This window comes from Saccharothrix sp. CB00851 (genome assembly GCF_001905065.1).
Taxonomy (GTDB): Bacteria; Actinomycetota; Actinomycetes; order Mycobacteriales; family Pseudonocardiaceae; genus Actinosynnema.
Genome location: NZ_LWLC01000012.1, coordinates 45,125 through 62,177, shown reverse-complemented (window position 1 = coordinate 62,177; position 17,053 = coordinate 45,125). Strand labels below are relative to the sequence as shown.

At 73.6% G+C, this 17,053-nt stretch carries 14 protein-coding genes; 9 read left to right on the top strand and 5 right to left on the bottom strand.

Annotated features, from left to right (window positions below; translation table 11 throughout):
- Positions 1-199 precede the first annotated feature (199 nt).
- From A6A25_RS12975 to A6A25_RS12965, 3 genes are read left to right on the top strand one after another with little or no spacing between them, the layout of a single operon-like run.
- A complete protein-coding gene (locus A6A25_RS12975; protein ID WP_073888906.1) occupies positions 200-1,381 on the top strand; it encodes a DUF418 domain-containing protein in 1,182 nt (393 codons plus the stop codon).
- The gene (locus A6A25_RS12970) at positions 1,378-2,574 is read left to right on the top strand and encodes a sensor histidine kinase (protein ID WP_083668293.1); all 1,197 of its coding nucleotides are present in this window, start codon (positions 1,378-1,380) and stop codon (positions 2,572-2,574) included. Before A6A25_RS12975 ends, A6A25_RS12970 begins: the two co-directional genes overlap by 4 nt.
- Positions 2,571-3,206: a response regulator gene (locus A6A25_RS12965; RefSeq protein ID WP_073888903.1), complete on the top strand. Its 636-nt coding sequence runs from the start codon at positions 2,571-2,573 to the stop codon at positions 3,204-3,206. Before A6A25_RS12970 ends, A6A25_RS12965 begins: the two co-directional genes overlap by 4 nt.
- Positions 3,207-3,210: 4 nt before the next feature.
- Here the strand turns inward: A6A25_RS12965 and A6A25_RS12960 are convergent, their stop codons facing one another.
- Positions 3,211-3,573: a winged helix-turn-helix transcriptional regulator gene (locus tag A6A25_RS12960; RefSeq protein WP_073888901.1), complete on the bottom strand. Its 363-nt coding sequence runs from the start codon at positions 3,571-3,573 to the stop codon at positions 3,211-3,213.
- Positions 3,574-3,653: 80 nt separating this feature from the next.
- On the opposite strand from A6A25_RS12960, the gene A6A25_RS12955 reads away from it, so the two are divergent.
- From A6A25_RS12955 to A6A25_RS12935, 5 genes are all read left to right on the top strand, one after another.
- Positions 3,654-4,064 carry a RidA family protein gene (locus A6A25_RS12955; protein ID WP_073888900.1) on the top strand — a complete coding sequence of 137 codons (411 nt, stop codon included), beginning with the start codon at positions 3,654-3,656 and terminating at the stop codon, positions 4,062-4,064.
- A gap of 151 nt (positions 4,065-4,215) precedes the next feature.
- The gene (locus A6A25_RS12950) at positions 4,216-4,572 is read left to right on the top strand and encodes a hypothetical protein (RefSeq protein WP_073888899.1); all 357 of its coding nucleotides are present in this window, start codon (positions 4,216-4,218) and stop codon (positions 4,570-4,572) included.
- Between the two features lie 79 nt (positions 4,573-4,651).
- Positions 4,652-5,338, top strand: a complete 687-nt coding sequence (locus A6A25_RS12945) for an ABC transporter ATP-binding protein (protein ID WP_073888898.1) — start codon at positions 4,652-4,654, stop codon at positions 5,336-5,338.
- Positions 5,335-7,551 (top strand): hypothetical protein, encoded by a 2,217-nt coding sequence (locus A6A25_RS12940; protein WP_073888897.1) that lies wholly within the window; start codon positions 5,335-5,337, stop codon positions 7,549-7,551. The genes A6A25_RS12945 and A6A25_RS12940 overlap by 4 nt, the downstream gene beginning before the upstream one ends.
- A gap of 118 nt (positions 7,552-7,669) precedes the next feature.
- Complete coding sequence (locus A6A25_RS12935) at positions 7,670-10,669, top strand: AfsR/SARP family transcriptional regulator (protein WP_158073724.1); 3,000 nt, start codon at positions 7,670-7,672, stop codon at positions 10,667-10,669.
- On the opposite strand, the gene A6A25_RS12930 is transcribed toward A6A25_RS12935, so the two are convergent.
- Positions 10,623-11,561 carry a hypothetical protein gene (locus A6A25_RS12930; RefSeq protein ID WP_241828626.1) on the bottom strand — a complete coding sequence of 313 codons (939 nt, stop codon included), beginning with the start codon at positions 11,559-11,561 and terminating at the stop codon, positions 10,623-10,625. The two genes, A6A25_RS12935 and A6A25_RS12930, sit on opposite strands and share 47 nt — an antisense overlap.
- Positions 11,562-11,636: 75 nt before the next feature.
- Entirely contained in the window at positions 11,637-12,218 is a 582-nt protein-coding gene (locus tag A6A25_RS12925) for a vWA domain-containing protein (RefSeq protein WP_073888895.1), read from the bottom strand.
- 163 nt (positions 12,219-12,381) lie between these two features.
- Between A6A25_RS12925 and A6A25_RS12920 the strand changes: the two genes are divergently transcribed.
- Entirely contained in the window at positions 12,382-15,315 is a 2,934-nt protein-coding gene (locus A6A25_RS12920) for an AfsR/SARP family transcriptional regulator (protein WP_073888894.1), read from the top strand.
- Positions 15,316-15,364: 49 nt separating this feature from the next.
- Here A6A25_RS12920 and A6A25_RS46295 read toward each other — a convergent pair whose 3' ends face one another.
- The gene (locus A6A25_RS46295; RefSeq protein ID WP_274534307.1) at positions 15,365-16,555 is read right to left on the bottom strand and encodes a helix-turn-helix domain-containing protein; all 1,191 of its coding nucleotides are present in this window, start codon (positions 16,553-16,555) and stop codon (positions 15,365-15,367) included.
- Positions 16,556-16,691: 136 nt separating this feature from the next.
- Positions 16,692-16,871, bottom strand: coding sequence for a hypothetical protein (locus A6A25_RS12910; RefSeq protein WP_073888892.1), 180 nt, complete (start codon positions 16,869-16,871; stop codon positions 16,692-16,694).
- Positions 16,872-17,053 lie beyond the last annotated feature (182 nt).

Below are 17,053 nucleotides of genomic sequence, written 5' to 3'. Positions count from 1 at the left end.
AGGACGTTTCCTTCATCGACGGTGATGATCTGGGAGCGCTCCCAAACTGTGCGACGCGTCCCGGATCTTGTCAATGACCTGCATCGAAGCGCTTCGCCACCATCGACCGATCGGTTGATCCGCACAGGTCCGGGGTGGATGCCCCGAGTCGGTCGGATCGTCGATCCGCGACCGGGTGCCCCACAACAACGCTGAGCCCATGACTCAGACGACTACCGCGGTGGGGCCGGTCTCCACCCGGGAACGGGTGCTCGCGCCCGACCTGGCCCGCGGCCTCATGCTCGCCCTCATCGCGCTGGCCAACTCCGTGCCGTACCTCTACGGCCGCCAGTACGGGGTGCGCCAGCACATCGTGGAACACGGCCTGCTCGACCGGATCGCCGCCGTGCTGAACGTGACCGCGGTCGGCGGGCGCGCGTACCCGATGTTCGCCGCCCTCTTCGCCTACGGGGTCGTGCACTCCTACCGGCGCCAGCGCGAAGCCGGGGCGGACGACCGCGAGGCCAAGCGGCTGCTGCGGCGGCGCAGCCGCTGGTTGATCGTGTTCGGCGCGGTGCACGTGGTGCTGCTGTTCCCCGGTGACATCCTGATCAGCTACGGGATCCTCGGTTTCCTGGTCCTGGGGTGGCTGCGGGCGTCGGACCGCAAGCTGCTCGTCGCCGCCGGCCTGTGGCTGGTCGTCGTGGCACTGGTGCAGGGTGCGTCCGAACTGGCGCCGTCGGACGGCACGCGGCACCACTTCCTGTCCTTCGAGACCGCGGACCCCGTCGCGGCGGCGGCCCTGCGGCCGACGGAGTGGCTGCTGACGCCGTTCGGCATGATCGGCGTGGGCAGCGCCGTCCTGATCGGCACGTGGGCGGCCAGGCGGAACGTGCTCACCGACCCGACCGCGCACCGTGCCCTGCTGGTCCGCACCGCCGTGATCGGGCTGACGGCGGCCGTGGCGGGCGGGTTGCCGATCGCCTTGGCGGTGGGCGAGTTCTGGCAGCCGACGGGCCCGCTCACGCTGTGGGGCATCGCGGCGCTGCACGCCGTCACCGGTGTCGCGGGAGGTCTCGGGTACGCGGCGCTCATCGCGTTGGTGGCGGTCCGCGTCGGCGAACGCCGGGGACCGGTGGTGCGACTGCTCGAAGCCGGAGGCCAGTACTCGCTGAGCTGCTACCTGTTCCAGTCGGTGGTGTTCGTGGCGTTGCTGATGCCGTACACCCTGGGGCTCGGCGCGACGCTGGGCACCGCCGGGCTGTCCGCGGTCGCGCTCGGGACGTGGCTGGTTTCCCTGTTCCTCGCCGTTCTGCTGCGGCACGTCGGGAAGCGCGGACCCGCGGAGGCGTTGCTGCGCCGCCTGACTTATCGCCGCACGGCGGCGAAGATGGCGGTGTGACGACGGTGGAGGAACGGCTGGGCCTGTCGCGGGAACGGCGGTGGAACCAGACCTGGGCGTTGGCCCCGTTCGGCCTGCTCGTCCTGGCGTGCGCGGTGTCGGTGGTCACCGACCCGCGCGACGGGACCGGCCACGCGGTCACGCTGGGCGTCGCCGCCGGACTCGCGGTGTGGCACTGGTGGTTCGTGGTGGCGCACCCGCAGTGGTGGGACCGCTGGGTGTGGGCGATGGCCGTGTACTTCGTGGGCATGCTCGCGTTCAGCTCGGTCCTGGTGCTGCGCAGCGACGCGTTCCTGATGTTCGTCCCCATGTGCTACGTGCTGGCGTTCGTCGCGCTGCCCGGGTGGCGCGCGTACCCGGGCGTGGTCGCCGCGAACGTCCCGTTCCTCCTGCTCTCCGGTGACGACCTGCGCCAACAGCTGATCAACGTCGCCCTGGGCACGGTGCTGGCCTCGCTGGTCGGCGGCATGGTCAGGGCGATGGAGCGGGAGGCGATCCGCCGCCGCGAGACCAACGCCGAACTGGTCGCCGTGGCCGCGGAGAACACCCGGCTGCACGGGCTCCTGGTCGAACAGGCCAGGGCCGCGGGCATCGCCGAAGAACGCGCACGACTGGCCCGGGAGATCCACGACACCGTCGCCCAGGGGCTGACCGGGATCGTCACGCAGCTGGAAGCGGTCGACGGACTCCCACCCGGGCCCGCGCGTTCCCGGTTGGAGATCGCCGCCGACCTGGCCCGCACCAGCCTGGTGGAGGTCCGCCGCTCGATCGAGGCACTGCGCCCCGGACCGCTGCAGGACGCCAGGCTGGGTGACGCCGTGCGGCAGGCCGTGACGACGTGGCGGGAGCAGTACGGGGTGCCGGCCACGTTCACCGTCACCGGCACGCCCCAGCCGCTGCACTCGGAGGTCGAGGTGACCGTGCTGCGCGCCGCCCAGGAAACCCTGTCCAACGTGGGCAGGCACGCCGGGGCGCGACGCGTGGACGTCACACTGTCCTACATGGAGGACGTGGTCGTGTTGGACGTGTGCGACGACGGTCGCGGGTTCACACCCGGCCGGACCGGCGGCTTCGGCCTCACGGCGTTGCGCGAGCGGGTGCGCGCGCTGGCGGGCGGGGTGGACATCGAGTCCGCGCCGGGTGGCGGCACGGCGGTCAGCGTCACCGTCCCGGTGATCGGGGTGGACCGGTGACGCTGCGGCTGGTGGTCGTGGACGACCACCCGGTGGTGCGGGACGGGCTGCGCGGCATGCTCGGCACGCAACCGGACCTGGACGTCGTCGGCGAGGCGGCGTCCGGGACCGAGGCGCTGACCGTGGTCGCCGCGACCCGGCCGGACGTCGTGCTGACCGACCTGCGGCTGCCCGACCCCAGCGGCGGTGCCCTGATCCGGCAGCTGCTGGACCGCGTCCCGGCGACCCGGGTCCTCGTGCTCACCACCCACGACACCGACTCGGACGTGCTGCCGGCGATCGAGGCGGGCGCGATCGGCTACCTGCTCAAGGACGCACCGCGCGAGGAGCTGTTCCGCGCCGTGCGTGCCGCCGCCCGCGGCGAGACCGTGCTGGCACCGTCCGTCGCCGCCCTCCTGCTCTCCCGCATCCGGCCGCGGCCGCCGCTGACCGAGGCACGGCTGAGCGCCCGGGAACGGGAGGTGCTGGCGCTCGTCGCGGAAGGCCGGACCAACCGCGAGACCGCGGCCCGGCTCTACCTCAGCGAGGCCACCGTGAAGACCCACCTGCTGCACATCTACGCCAAGCTGGAGGTGACCGACCGCGCCTCCGCGGTGGCCGCCGCCTACCGGCGCGGCATCCTGGACGGCTGACCCGTCACGCCTCGGCGTCGAACCGCGCGCGGGCGCGTTCGACGTCGGCCATGTTGACCGTGCTCCACCGCAGGAGCGCGTCGATGAGGTCCTGCAGGGTCGTGCCGAGCGGCGTGATGCGGTACTCCACGGCGATCGGCCGGGTGTTCGTGACGACCCGTTCGACCATCCCGTTGCGCTCCAGGCGCCGCAGCGTCGCGGTCAACGACTTCTGCGTCACCACCGGGATCTCGCGGCGCAGCTCGTTGAAGCGCAACGGCTGTCCGCACAGCTTGTCGAGCACTTGGAGCGACCACTTGTCGAGCACCTGGTCGAGCAGCTCGCGGTGTGGGGCGGTGATCTGGGGGCCCTGGGCGGTTTCCTGCACGACACCTAGTCTCGTTGAAGTTCCCTTCGTGTACCAGGTAGACCTTGGATACCACTCATGACCAGCGCGAAGGAACTCCCGTGACCGTGCAGCTGCTGTCCCCCGAAGGCATGTTCCAGCCCGTTCCCTACCACCACGTCTCGATCGGCACGGGCAGTCGGCACGTGCACGTCGCCGGTCAGATCGCGCGGGACGCCGAGGGGAACCCGGTCGCGACCGGCGACCTCACCGGCCAGGTCGCGCAAGCCCTGCGCAACACCGCGATCGGCCTGGCCGGCGCCGGCGCGGCGTTCACCGACGTGGTGCGGCTCCGGTTCTTCGTCACGGGCTGGCGGCCGGACCTGATGGACACCTTCATGGGCGGCATCGACCGGGTCGCCGACGAACTGGGCATCCCGCGGCCACTCCCGCCCGTGTCGCTCATCGGCGTCGACTACCTGTTCGAGCCCGACGTGCTGGTGGAGGTGGAGGCGTTCGCGGTGCTCGACTGACGCGGTCGCGCTTTCACCGCGGTGAAAGCCCACCGAAAGCGTGCGGCCGACGCTGGAGCACGAGGTCGAGGGTCCGGGGGGACCTCACCTCGCTCCGAAGCCAAGAGGCTCCAGCAGCCGAGCCCGCACCACGAGAGGTCGATCCACCACCATGAAGCAGAAGTTCCTGCTGCGCTCCGCCATCGCGGCGGTGGCCATCTTCGCCGCGGTCGGCGCCTCGTCGCCGGCCGGCGCCGCCTACAAAGTCGGCTCCGACACCACGGGCTCGGAGGCGTGGGGCTGGAACGACGGGGCGTGGGTGGTCAAGGACACCAAGTGCGACGGCCGCGCCGCCTACGCCAAGGTCAAGGAGAGCGGCGACCCGGACATCCAGCGGAAGAACAACCGGGACGGGTGCAACACCGAGGTCTGGGGCGACACCGGCAACGCCGTCCTGGAGATCAAGGCGTGCACCGACTGGAACAACCACGTGGACAGCTGCGGCCCCTGGAACGAGTGGGTGTGGTGAGCCGACCCCGGCGACTGCGGCCCCACCTCCGGGCCTCACCCGGAGGTGGGGCCGTCCCCGTTCCAGGCAAGGGATCGACATGACCGCGCACCACGCGCTCCGGGTCGACGGGCTCAGCTACCGCGTCGGCGACCGGCAGCTCTTCGAGGACTTGAGCCTGACGCTCCCGCTGGGCCGGTCCACCGCGGTCCTGGGACCGAGCGGCTCGGGCAAGAGCAGCCTGCTGTCCCTCGCGCTGGGCCTGGTCAAGCCGCAGTCCGGGACCATCGAGGTCGACGGCCGGGACATCACCGCGTTGCGCGGGAAAGACCTCGCGCGGCTGCGGGCCGAGTCGGTGGGCATGGTCTTCCAGTTCGCCGAACTGCTCCCGGAGCTCAGCCCCGAGGAGAACGTGGCGCTCGCCGCGCTGCTCGCCGGCCGGTCCGGACCCGACCTCGACGCGGAGGTGACCGAACTGCTCCGCGAACTCGGCGTGCCCCGGTCCAGGTCCGTCGCCACGCTCTCCGGCGGCGAGCGCCAGCGCACCGCCGTCGCCCGCGCGCTGATCAACCGGCCGCGGTTGCTGCTGGCCGACGAGCCGACCGGATCGCTCGACGAGCGCAACCGCGACCTGGTCGCCGACCTGCTGTTCGCACTGCCGGAGCGGCACGGGTGCGGCCTGCTGGTCGTCACCCACGACGAAACGGTGGCGCAACGCGCCGACCACGTGCTCACCGTCCGCAGCCGCGACCTCGTGCCGCGGACGGCCGCCGGGGGCAGGCGGTGAGCCGACTCCTGCGGTCCCGGCTGCTCGGCATCGGCCGGGCGGCCTCGACCAGGTCCGAGTCCGGCGGCATCCGGTTCGTCGCGCTCGCGCTGGCGAGCCTCTCGCTGGCCTCGGCCACGGCCGCGGTGATCGCCGCGCCTGCGATCGAATCCTCCCGGGCGGGCCGCATGGTGGCAGGCCACCTCGTGCCCGCCGCACCGTCGGCCCCTCCGGGATCGACCGTGCGGGTCAAGTTGGTGATCGACCACCTGCAAGGGGGCAGGCAGTACACGGTCGCCTACCTCTCGCCCGCCGGCGACGACGCACCCCTTCCGCCGGGGCTCGCCGCGTGGCCCGAGCGGGGCACCGCCGTGGTCTCGCCCGAACTGCTCCGGGACGGCGCCGACCAGGGGATCTCCGGACGCTACGGCCGGCTCGTCGGCACGATCGGCGCACCCGGCCTGGCCGACGCGACCGAACTGCTCGCCTACGTCCGACCCGCGCAGGACGTCCCCCCGGCGGTCGGCACGGCGGTGTCGGCCTTCGGCGGCTCCGATCGCGTGGTGCCGGCCGAGAACATCCACTGGCTGGCGGCGGACCAGGACTTCTCCGCCGACGCGTTGGTCGTGCTGCTCGTGCTGTTGGGCCTGGTCCCGTCACTGCTGCTGGCCCTGGTGGCCTCCGGCGTCGCCGCGCACTCCCGGGATCGACGGGACGCCCTGATCACGGCGCTGGGCGGTCGTTTGCCGCACCGCCTGTTGATCGCGCTCGGCGAGGCGTGGGCGCCGGTCTCCCTGGGCGCGCTCGGCGCGGTCGGCGTGATCGCCTGGTTCGCCGCCGCCGACCGGCGCCTGCCGCTCGTGGACTACGTCGTGCCCGGCGCCGACGTCCGCGGCCTGTGGTGGGCGTTCGGGCTCGGCACGCTCGCGGCCGTCGCATTCGTGCTGTCCGCGGCGGTCCTGCGCGGCGCGATCGGCGCGTTCGGCGTCATCCGGCCGTTGCGGGCACTCGCCGGACACACGCGTGGCACGCGGGTCGCGCTGTTCCCGTGCTTCGCCCTCCTCGCCGCTTGGGGGCCGTCGCTGTTCTCCCCCTTCGAGCTGGTGCACGTGCTCGTCGCGTACGCGGGGCTGGTCGGCGTCGTGCTGACCATGCCGACCGCGATCGGCGCCGGAGTCGGCGCGATGGGCCGCGCGCTGGCCCGGGTGGGCCACGAGCGCGGACGGCCGGCGCTGCTCACCTCCGGACGCCGGATGGCCCACCGCCCCGACGCGATCGCCCGGCAGGTGCTCGGGGTGTGCTCCTGCATCCTCTTCTTGTTGTTCGCCCTCACCATGCAGGGCAACTTCGCCGCCACCGCCGAGGGGTCCGACGGGTTCGTCGAGGAGCACGGCCACTCGTTCGTGGACGTGCACCCGCGCGGTCCGGCCACCACCGGGGCGGTGGACGCCTTCGTGGCGGCCGTGCCCGACGGCGTCGAAGTGGCCGCCTACACGGTCACCAGGACCAACCGCACCGCGCAGGTCCACGTGACGGGCGACTGCGCCACGCTCGCATCGCTGACGTTGCCGTGCGCCGCGGAGCAGCAGGTGCGCGTCGACCCCGCCGAGGCCGCGTTCGCCGCCTGGCTTCGGTCGGCGGGCGGCGGGCGCGAGCCGACGCTGACCGTGTCACCGGGAACCCCGTCGTCGGCCCTGGCGGACGGCTCCTTCGCGTTGCTCGCCTTCACCCCTGACGGAGGCGACATCGCGCCGGGCGTGCTGAACAACGCCGGTGTCGCCTTCCCGTTCGGCGTGGCGACCAGCGTGCCGGGCGAATCCTGGCACGTCGGCGCGGCGCCGCCGTTGCAGCAGTCGGACTGGATCGCGGTGATCGGCGGGTACGGGCTCGCCGTGCTCATCCTGGCCACCGGGCTGGGGCTCGCCGGCGAGTTCCTCCGCTTCGGCCGGTCGATCGCGCCGGTGAGCGTCCTCACCGGGAACCGCCGGATCTACTGGCGCGCTTCGGCTCTCGTGTCGCTGCTGCCGTTGACGGCGGCGGTCGCGGGCGGGCTCGTGGTCGGCGACTTCGTGGTGCGTCCCCTGGCCGTTACCGAGCTGGACCTCGTCACGCCGACGTTCGTCGCGGTCTGCTGCGCGGCGGCGCTCGTCGCCGGGCTCGTGGTGTGGTCGTGGTCGGCGGCGGCGGCCATCGGCTCGGCCGACCGCTGGCGGCCGGGGCGGGGCGACGACTGAGCCGTCCCCGACTTGGCCCCTGTCCGGTGAACGCCTGACAAGCCCGGCAGGGCCGCGATGTCTACGATGCGGCGGGTCACGTGGCAGCGCTGGGGGGCGAAGGCTCATGGAGTTTCGGGTGTTCGGGCCGGTGGAGGTCCGGTGCGGCGACCGCGTGGACGTGTTGTCCGGGAGGCTGCAGCGGACGCTGCTCGGCGTGCTGCTGGAGCGGGCCGACCAGCCGGTGCCGGTGGACGTGCTCGCCGACGCGCTGTGGGGTGATCGGCCGGACCCGCGCGCGGCGCAGAAGCTGCAGCTGCACGTCCACCGGTTGCGCGGCGTGCTGGACACCCCGGACCGGCTGTCGTTCGGCGCGAGCGGCTACCGGTTGCGGGCGCGGACCGACGAGGTCGACGCGGAGCGGTTCGAAGCGCTGGTCAAGACCGGTGTCGCGGACGCGGAGCCGCAGCGCGCGGTGGAATCGCTGCGCGCCGCGCTGGCGCTGTGCCGGGGTACGCCGTTCGCGGACCTGGAGGTGCCGGTGCTCACCGACTGGGCACGACGCCTCGCCGAGCGCCGGCTCGCCGCGATCGAAGCGCTGTACCAGGCCGAGCTGGCCTGCGGTCTGCACGAGGCGGTGCTCGGCGAGCTCACCGACCTGGTGCGCGAGCACCCGTGGCGGGAGCGGCTGCACGGGCTGCTGATGACCTCCCTGTACCGGGCCGGGCGCCGGTCCGAAGCGCTGGAGGCCTACCGCCGGGCACGGCAGGCGCTGGTGTCCGAACTGGGCCTGGAGCCGGGGCCGGAGCTGCGCGAGCTGCACCGCCGCATCCTGGCCGACGACCTGCCCGCGCACGCGCCCGCGGTGCGACTGTCCCGTGTGGACGTTCCGGCCCAACTCCCCGTCGACGTGCGTGGTTTCGTCGGCCGGGAAGCCGAACTCGCCGAGCTGGACGGGTTGCCGCACACCGAGCCGCCGGTGCCGATCTCGACCATCGCGGGCACCGCCGGTGTGGGCAAGACCGCGCTCGCCGTGCGCTGGGCGCACCGCGTGCGCGACCGGTTCCCGGACGGGCAGCTCTACGCCGACCTGCGCGGGTACGGGCCCGACGAGCCGGTGTCGCCCGCCGACGCGCTGGCGGGCTTCCTGCGGTCGCTCGGCCTGGACGGCGCCGCGATCCCGGAACACCTCGACGAGCGCGCCGCCCGCTTCCGCACCCTGCTCGACCAGCGCCGGGTGCTGATCCTGCTGGACAACGCCCACAGCGTCGAGCAGGTGCGCCCGCTGCTGCCCGGCGGTTCGTCCTGCTTCACGCTGGTGACCGGCCGCGACTCGCTGGCGGGCCTGGTCGCCCGCTACGGCGCGCACCGGATCGACCTGGACCGGCTGTCCTCGGCCGACGCGATCGCCCTGGTGCGCGAACTGCTCGGCACGCGCGCCGACGCCGAGCCGGAAGCCGTCACCGCGCTGGTCGAGCGGTGCGCGCGGTTGCCGTTGGCGTTGCGGATCGCGGCCGAGATCGTCCGGTCCCGGCCCGGTCGCGCCCTCGGCGAGCTGGCCGGTGAGCTCGCCGACCGGCAGGACGCGCTGGACGTCCTGATGGGCGACGACGACCCGCACACCGCCGTGCGCGCCGTGTTCTCCTGGTCCTACCAGCGGCTCGACCCCGCCGCGGCCGGGGTCTTCCGGCTGCTCGGCCTGCACCACGGGCAGGACGTGGACGTGCACGCGGTCGCCGCGCTGGCCGGTGCCGAGCCGCGCGAGGCCCGCCGGGCGCTCGACGTGCTGGTGCGCGCCCACCTCGTCGACCAGAGCCCGGACGGGCGGTACCAGCCGCACGACCTGCTGCGCGCCTACGCCGCCGAACTGGCCGCCGGCACCGACGACGCGGGCGACCGGGCCGCGGCGCTGACCCGCCTGTTCGGCTACTACCTCGGCACCGCGTCCGCCGCGATGGACGTCATCGCACCGCACGAGGCCGAACGGCGGCCGGACGTCGCACCGCCCGGCACCCGGTCACCGGCGTTCGACAGCTACGAGTCGGCGTTCCGCTGGCTGGACCGCGAACGGGCCAACCTGCTCGCCGCCACCCACCACGGCGAGCTCGACCACGTCGTCAAGGTGTCGGACACGGTGTGGCGCTACCTCATCATCGGCGGGTACCACGACGACGCCATCACCCTGCACACCCGGGCGCTGCACGCCGCCGAGGCACTCGGTGACGTCGCCGCGGAAGCCAACGCGCGACGGGTGCTCGGCGCCGCGACGCTCCGCGTGGGACTGCCCGCCCAAGCCGTCGAGCACCTGGAACGCGCGCTCGCCCTGTACCGCCAGGTCGGCGACCGGTCGTTGCAGGCCGCCACGGTGAACAACATCGGCGTGGCGCACTGGCAGCAGGGCAACCTGGCCGAGGCCGCCGACCACTTCCACCGAGCGCTGGCCGGCTACGAGGAACTCGGTGACCAGCGGATGCGCGCGCCCGCCACCAACAACCACGCGCGGATCCTCCACGCCCTGGGCCGCTACGACGAGGCGTTCGAGCTGTTCGAGCGGGCGCTGACCATCTCGCGGGACAACGGGAACCGGACCAGCGAGGCCAACGCGCTGTGCGGCCTGGCCGAGGTCAGCGACGCGACAGGCCAGTGCGCGCGGACCCTGGACTACGCCCGCCGCGCCCTGGCCATCGCCCGCGCCACCGGCCACCGCAGCCTCGAAGGAAGCGCCACCCGCATCCTCGGCGTCGCCCACCGCCACTGCGGTGACCAGGACCAGGCGTTGCGCCACCTCGACACGGCGCTGCACATCGCCCGGGCCGTCGGCGACATCGACCAACTGGTGGCCTCCTTGAACGCCCTCGCCGCCGCGCACGCGTCCACCGGCAACCACCGGGAAGCCCTCCGCCTCTACCGCGAGGCGCTGGAACCCGTCCGGGGAGCCGGCCGGCGGGACGGGTACGCCCACGCGTTGACCGGCATCGGCGACGTCCACGCCGCCCTCGGCGACCATGAGGGGGCCATCGACCACTGGCGACGCGCCCTGGCCCGCTACCGCCGCCTGGGCATGCCCCAAGCCGCCACCTTGGCCGCCAAGCTCAGCCCGGGGCCTCCCACCGCACGCCGTACGCCAAGCCCGGCGTGAGGTCGCGGAACCTCAGGTGGATCTCGCCCGCCTGGTCCACCGGGTGCCGGTGGCCGTGGGTCGGGTCTACGCCGTCGTGCGGGTACGCGCCGTGCAGCGCCCACACGCGGGGCTGCGCGGTCGTGCCGTCGAAGCGGACCCTCAGGTCGAGCAGGTCCACCGGGTGCCGCGGCACGTAGACGAGGTACGACCTGGTCGCGTCCGCGGTCGGCGGGCGGAACCGGATCGCGAAGTCGTGGGAGTGGCCGCCGAGGACGGGGGTCGGCAGCACCAGGGTCGGGGTGGTGCGGCGGACGAGGGTGCCGCCGTACAGCACCCGGACGTCGAGGTCCGGCCGGTCGAGCGGCAGCGGCGGCGTCAGGACCAGCTCGCCCAGGCCGTCCCGGTCGGCGAGCACCCGGTGCCGCTCGATCACTTCGGGGTGCGGCCGGTCCAGGGTCAGCACGGCGTGCAGTTCGGTGGTGCGCCAGCCGCCCGTCCGCCCGTCCGGTCGGTCGCGCGGCACGTCGGCGGCCAGTTCGGCGAGGTGGCTGATGGCTTCATCGACCCGGCGGCGCACCGTGCGGGGGTCGCGGTCCATCCGGACCGCCGCCCAGTACACCCGGTCCTGGTACAGCGGCAGCCGCGCCTCGTCGTCTATCGCGAACGCCGCCAGCGTGGCCAGGCGCAGGTCCGCCGGCAGCTGCCCGGCCAGCTCGGTCAGCCGGTCCGCCACCTTGCGGCGGATCGCGCCCGGCGCGTCGGCCTCGGTCACCCCGCACGTCGCGCGCAGCGTCGGGCCGACCCGCTCCGCGATCCGGCCGGCCAGCACGCCGCGACCCTTGCGGAGCGACTTCAGCTCCCGGACCAGGTCCACGTAGGCGTTCATCGGCTCACCCCCGTCGATCTCCACGGTGTTCTCCGCGTGCAGCGTGCGATCGGCCCGTGGACCGGCGGTGGACGGATCGTGGATGGTCCGCCCGCCGTGCTACCCGCGGTCGGGGCGCCGTGCCGTCCGGGTCACCGACACCGCCAGCGCGGTGCCGAGGCGGATTCCGTCCTGGCCGAGGTAGACGCGGTAGGTGCCGATGCGGTCCAGCGTGTCGCGGTCGACCGCGCCGAGGCCGAAGGCGACCACGGTGGGGCGGAACGGCCAGGCGGGGTCCGCGAGCGCGGCGAACGCGGCGGGCCAGGTCGCCGGGTCGGTCGGCCGTCCGTCGGAGGCGAAGAAGACGACCGGGCGGTGCACCCGGACGTCGCGGGCCTTCAGGGTGCGGACGTCGTGCGCGATGGTCTCGCGCAGGAGGGCGAACACCGGGCCGAAGTTGGTTCCCGTGCCGGGTCTGGCCACGGCCAGGTCGGTGAGTTCCGCCGCGGGGCGCAACGGCTGCAGCACGGTGGCCGCCGCCGCGAACCCGACCACGCAGACCCTGGTCCGCGCGGTGGCCGACGGGTCGGCGTGCACGGCGCCGCGGAACTCGCGCAGGCCGGCGTCGACCTCGGGGAGGTGGTCGGACATCGACAGCGACACGTCGCACACCACGTAGCACGGCAGCACATCGGAAACCATGCGGCTCCACCCTTCGCACACCTTTTGCGGACAGGTCGGAGCGTGACCGGTGTTTGTCTACCGAAGGTGGACCCGAGGCGGATTCCGACACACGGACAGCCCTTCGTGCGACATCCGCAGTAGACATCGAGCTCGTGAACCGGGAGGCGGCGTGGAATTTCGGATGCTGGGTCCGTTGGAGGCATGGCACGGGAGCACCCGACTGCAGCTGGGTGACCAGCAGCAGAGGTTCGTCCTGGTCGTGCTCCTGTTGCACGCGAACAGGCCGGTGTCCACCGAGAAGTTGACGGAGGTCGTGTGGGGCGGCAACCCGGAGCGCCGCGGCCTCGTGCGCGGTTACATCAGCAAGCTGCGCACCGCGTTGCGGAAGGTCGACGACGTGTCGATCGAGACGACGCCGACCGGTTACCTGCTGCGGGTCGGCGGGGACCAGCTCGACACCGCCCGGTTCGCCCGGCTGCGCGAGGAGGCGGAGGCGGTGCGGACGGAGGACCCGCGCCGGGCCATCGGGTTGTTGCGCGACGCCGTCGACCTGTGGCGCGGCGGGTTCCTGGAAGACATCGACATCGACCGGGTGGGCGGCACCGAGGTGATCTCCCCCGAACCGGCCTACTTCGACGCGGTCGGTGACCTGGCCGAGCTGGAGCTGGACGCGGGCGACCACCGGTCGGCGCGCGACCGGCTGCGCACCGTGGTGCGCACCGACCCGACCCGCCAGAAGCACGCCGAGCTGCTCATGCGGGCGTTGATCGCGGGCGGCGACTGGGTCGAGGCGATCCGGGTCTTCCACGGCACCGGGGCCGCGCTCGCCGAGCAGGGGCTGGAGCCGGGGCCGCGGCTGCGCAAGCTCGCCGCGCGGGCGGAACGCGGCGAGCCGGCCAGTTCCCTGCCGTCGCGGCCGGGCGGGTTCACCGGTCGGGACGCGGAGCTGGCCGCGATCGAGGCGGTCGCGGCGACACCGGGTGAACGCCGCGCGGTGTGGGTGAGCGGCGCGCCGGGTGTCGGCAAGACCGGCTTGGCCGTCGAAGCGGCGCACCGGCTGCGTGACCGGTTCCCGGACGGGCAGCTGCTGGTGCGGCTCAACGGGTTCACGCCGAACCTGTCGCCCGTGACCGTCTCGGACGCGCTCACCCAGCTGCTGGTCGAGCTGGGCGTGCCGCCCGAGCAGATCCCGTCCTCGGTGAACCGGAAGTTCACGCTCTACCAGACGGAGCTGTACGGCACGCGGACGTTGGTGGTGCTGGACAACGCGCGCTCACCGGAGCAGGTCCGTCCGCTGTTACCCGAGGCGTCGGGCTGCCTGGCCGTGGTGACCAGCAGGCGGATGGGCGAGCCGGACACCGGCGAGCACGTCCGGCTGTCGCCGTTGCCGCCCGAGGACGCCTTCGCGCTGTTCCGGGCGCTGGTCGGGCCGTCACGCCTGCACGGCCGGTCGGCCGGGGTGTCCGGGGTGGTCGAGCGGTGCGGGTACCTGCCGATGCCGATCCGGCTGGCGGCGGCGGTGTTCCGGCGGCACGACCGGTGGCCGTTGGAGCACCTGCTGCGGCTGCTGGAGGAGAGCGGGCCGTGGCGCGCGGACACCGACGCGGACGGCACCGCCGCGGTGCGGGTGTCCTACCAGCAGCTCGACGGGCCGCAGCGGGAGGTGTTCCGGCTGTTCGGGCACCTGCCGGGGCCGGACCTGGACGTGGTCGGCGCGGCGGCGCTGGCGGACCGCGACGTGACCGGTGTCCGTGCCGTGCTGGACGACCTGCACGAGGTGTGCCTGCTGGAGGAGGTCGCGCCGGAGCGGTACCGGATGCTCGACCCGCTCAAGGAGTTCGCCGCCGCCGAACCGTCGCCGTCCACGCCGACCGAGCGCGCGGACGCCCTGCTGCGGCTGCTCGACTTCTACCTGGTGGGTCTGGTGGACGCGGTGGGCACCGCCTACCCGTTCGACCGCGCGCAGCTGCCCGCGGTGCACCGCACCAGCCGGGTCGTGCCCGTCTTCGCCGACCGGCGCGACGCGACGGCGTGGATCGCCGCCGAGCGGGACAACCTGGTGGCCGCCATCCGCCACGCCGTGGAGCACGACCTGCCCGGCCACGCGTGGCGGCTGGCGGTGCTGATCTGGCGCCACTTCCACACCACGAGCCGGTTCGAGGACTGGGTCGAGACGATGGAGCTGGCGCACGGGGTCGTGTCCGCCGAACCGGACGAGGACTACGGCCGGGCGCACGTGATGCTCCGACTGGCCACCGCCTACGACCGGGTCGGGCGGCTGGCGGACGCGCTGGACCTGGCCACCCGGGCGCTGGCGGTCTGGCGGCGGCTCGGCGACGTGCCCGGCGAGGCGGCCACGTTGTGCGCGATCGCCATCCCGCTGATGGAACTCGGACGGCACGACGAGGCGATCGAGCACTTCGAGGTCGCGCTGGAGAAGTACGGGCGGTGCGGCGACCTGCGCGGCCAGGGGCACGCGTTGAGCATGCTCGGCATGCTCAACGAGGAACGCGGCGACCTCGACGTCGCGCTGCGCCGGCACCTGGCCGCGGTGCCGTTGCTGCGCGAGGTCGACCACCGGCAGGGCCTGGCCCACGCGTTGAACAACCTGGGCTCGGTGCAGCAGCGGCTCGGGTTGGCCGACGAGGCGCTGGCGGCGCACGCGGAGGCATTCGAGCTGGCCCGCGAGCTGGGCGACGACTGCCTGGCGGCCTACGCGCTCAACTACACCGGCAACGTGCACCGGTCGCGGGGCAGGCTGGCCGAGGCCGCGCGCTACCAGGACAGGGCCAAGGCGGTGGCGGCCGAGGTGTCCGACGCGGACCTGCGCACGAGGCTCTACCTCGACCGCGCCGCGACCGCGCAGGCGGCCGGCGACCGGGACGGGGCGTTGCGCTCCTACCGCGCCGCGCTGGACCTGGCGGCGGGCACCGGCAACCGCGGCCACGGCGCCCACGCCCACCGCGGCGTCGCCCGGACGCTGCACGCGCTGGGCAGGCACACCACCGCCGCCGAGCACTGGGACGCGGCCGAGGCGGGGTTCGTCGCGCTCGGCCAACCGGAGGCGGGCGAGGTCCGGGCCGAGCACGCGGCCCTGACCTGCGCGTGCCGCTGAACGCGCGGCCGTGCCCGGCCGGTCGCGTGACCGGCCGGGCACCGGCGGATCAGTACCGCTGCTGCAGCACGCGCCGCAGTTCGGGGTAGACCTCCCGGACCGCGCCGTGGTTGCGCCACCGGCCGAGGGTCCTGGCCAGTTCCCGCAGGTCCGTCCGCACGGTCGCCGAGTCGACCTGCGCCGCGTCGTCCAGCGTGCCCGCGAGCGTGGCGCAACTCTGGTCGACCTCGCCCGCGAGCGCGTGCGCGAGCGACCGGCGGGCACCGAACCGGGCCCGCGAACGGCGTGCCGCGGCGGGCAACCCGGCCAGTTCCCGGTCCAGCACGGCCGCCGACTCGACCGTGCGCCCGAGGTCGCACAACGACCACCCCCTGGCCAGCTCCGCCGGGTCCGGCGCGGTCGAGCCGAGCGCGGGGTAGGCACGCGTGTCCGCAGTGGACTTGGAGAGGAGGTCGGCGGCGCGGTCCAGGGCGCGGTCGAACGAGCCGCGGTCACCGGCCAGCGCGTGGCCCTGGGCCTCCCGCCGGGACGCCAGCGCGTGGGTCCGCGGGCTCGCCTCGACCCGCTGCGCCTGCCGGGCCAGGTCGATGGTGCCGAGCGCGTCCTGCCGGTAGAGCGCGAGCCCCGCTTCCCGGACGAACGCGTAGCTCACGATCTCCCGGTCACCACCCGCCCGCGCCAGCTCGGACGCGTGCCGGGTCCACGACAGCGCGCTCTGCTCGTCGCCGGCTTCCTGGTTCATCCACCCCGTGTACTCGGCGATCCGCGCGGCGAGCAGCAGCAGCCGCGTCCTGATCGGCTGCGGGTTCTCCAGCGCGAGCGCGTGCACCGTGCGGACCAGGGCCACCAGCGGTTCGAGGACCACCACGGGGCTCGTCTGCATGCCGAGGGCCCTCAGGTGCTCGAACGAGGTCCGCATCCCGGCGACCACCCGCTCGTCCGGCACCGGCCGCGGTCCGCCCGCGAGCGCCATGCCGAGCACCGTGCCCGCGACCAGCACCTGGCGGCGGTCGAGCGCCAGCCCGGTGTCCGCGGCCCGCTCGGCGACCTGGTCACGTGCCGCGCGAGCCGCCTCGATGAGGGCACCACCCGCGCCCAGCACGCTGTCGCACAGCCGCGCCATCGTGTCGTGCGGCAGCTTCAGGCCGTTCTCGATCTTGCTGAGATAACCCTTGCTGTAGTGCACGCGCTTGGCCAGCTGACCTATCGACAGGCCCGCGGCGACCCGGCATTCCCGCAATAATTCACCAAACGATCCACCCACGTGAGCCTCCCGATCCGGCTGAAGTCGAGTACACCACCGCTGTTGATCCGACGCAATCGCCCGGCCGCTCACGAAATGTTCGCGAACGGCCGGACGTGCATTTGCCGCGCGATCAGCCGTGCCACGGGTTGCCGTCGGGGCCGACGGTGACCGTGGTGGTGGCGGGCGGCGGGCACTCCTCGAACGTCGCGGCGGTGGCACCACCACTGGACGCGAACACGGCGACGACGGCGGCCAAACCGGCCAGCACCACACCGGCCTTGGGCGCGAAAAAGGACATGGTCTTGGCCATGGGAAATCCTCCACAGGTATCCGATGAATGCGATCGAGGGCTTTTACCCAACCATTTCGCCCTCACCACAATGATTCATCGGCGACCTGCGGGTGACCAGGTGTTGCCCGTTTCCCAGCGGTCCGGGCAACGGGTGACACCGGCGCATCCACTCCTCGTCCACTTCTGGTCGACACGGGCCG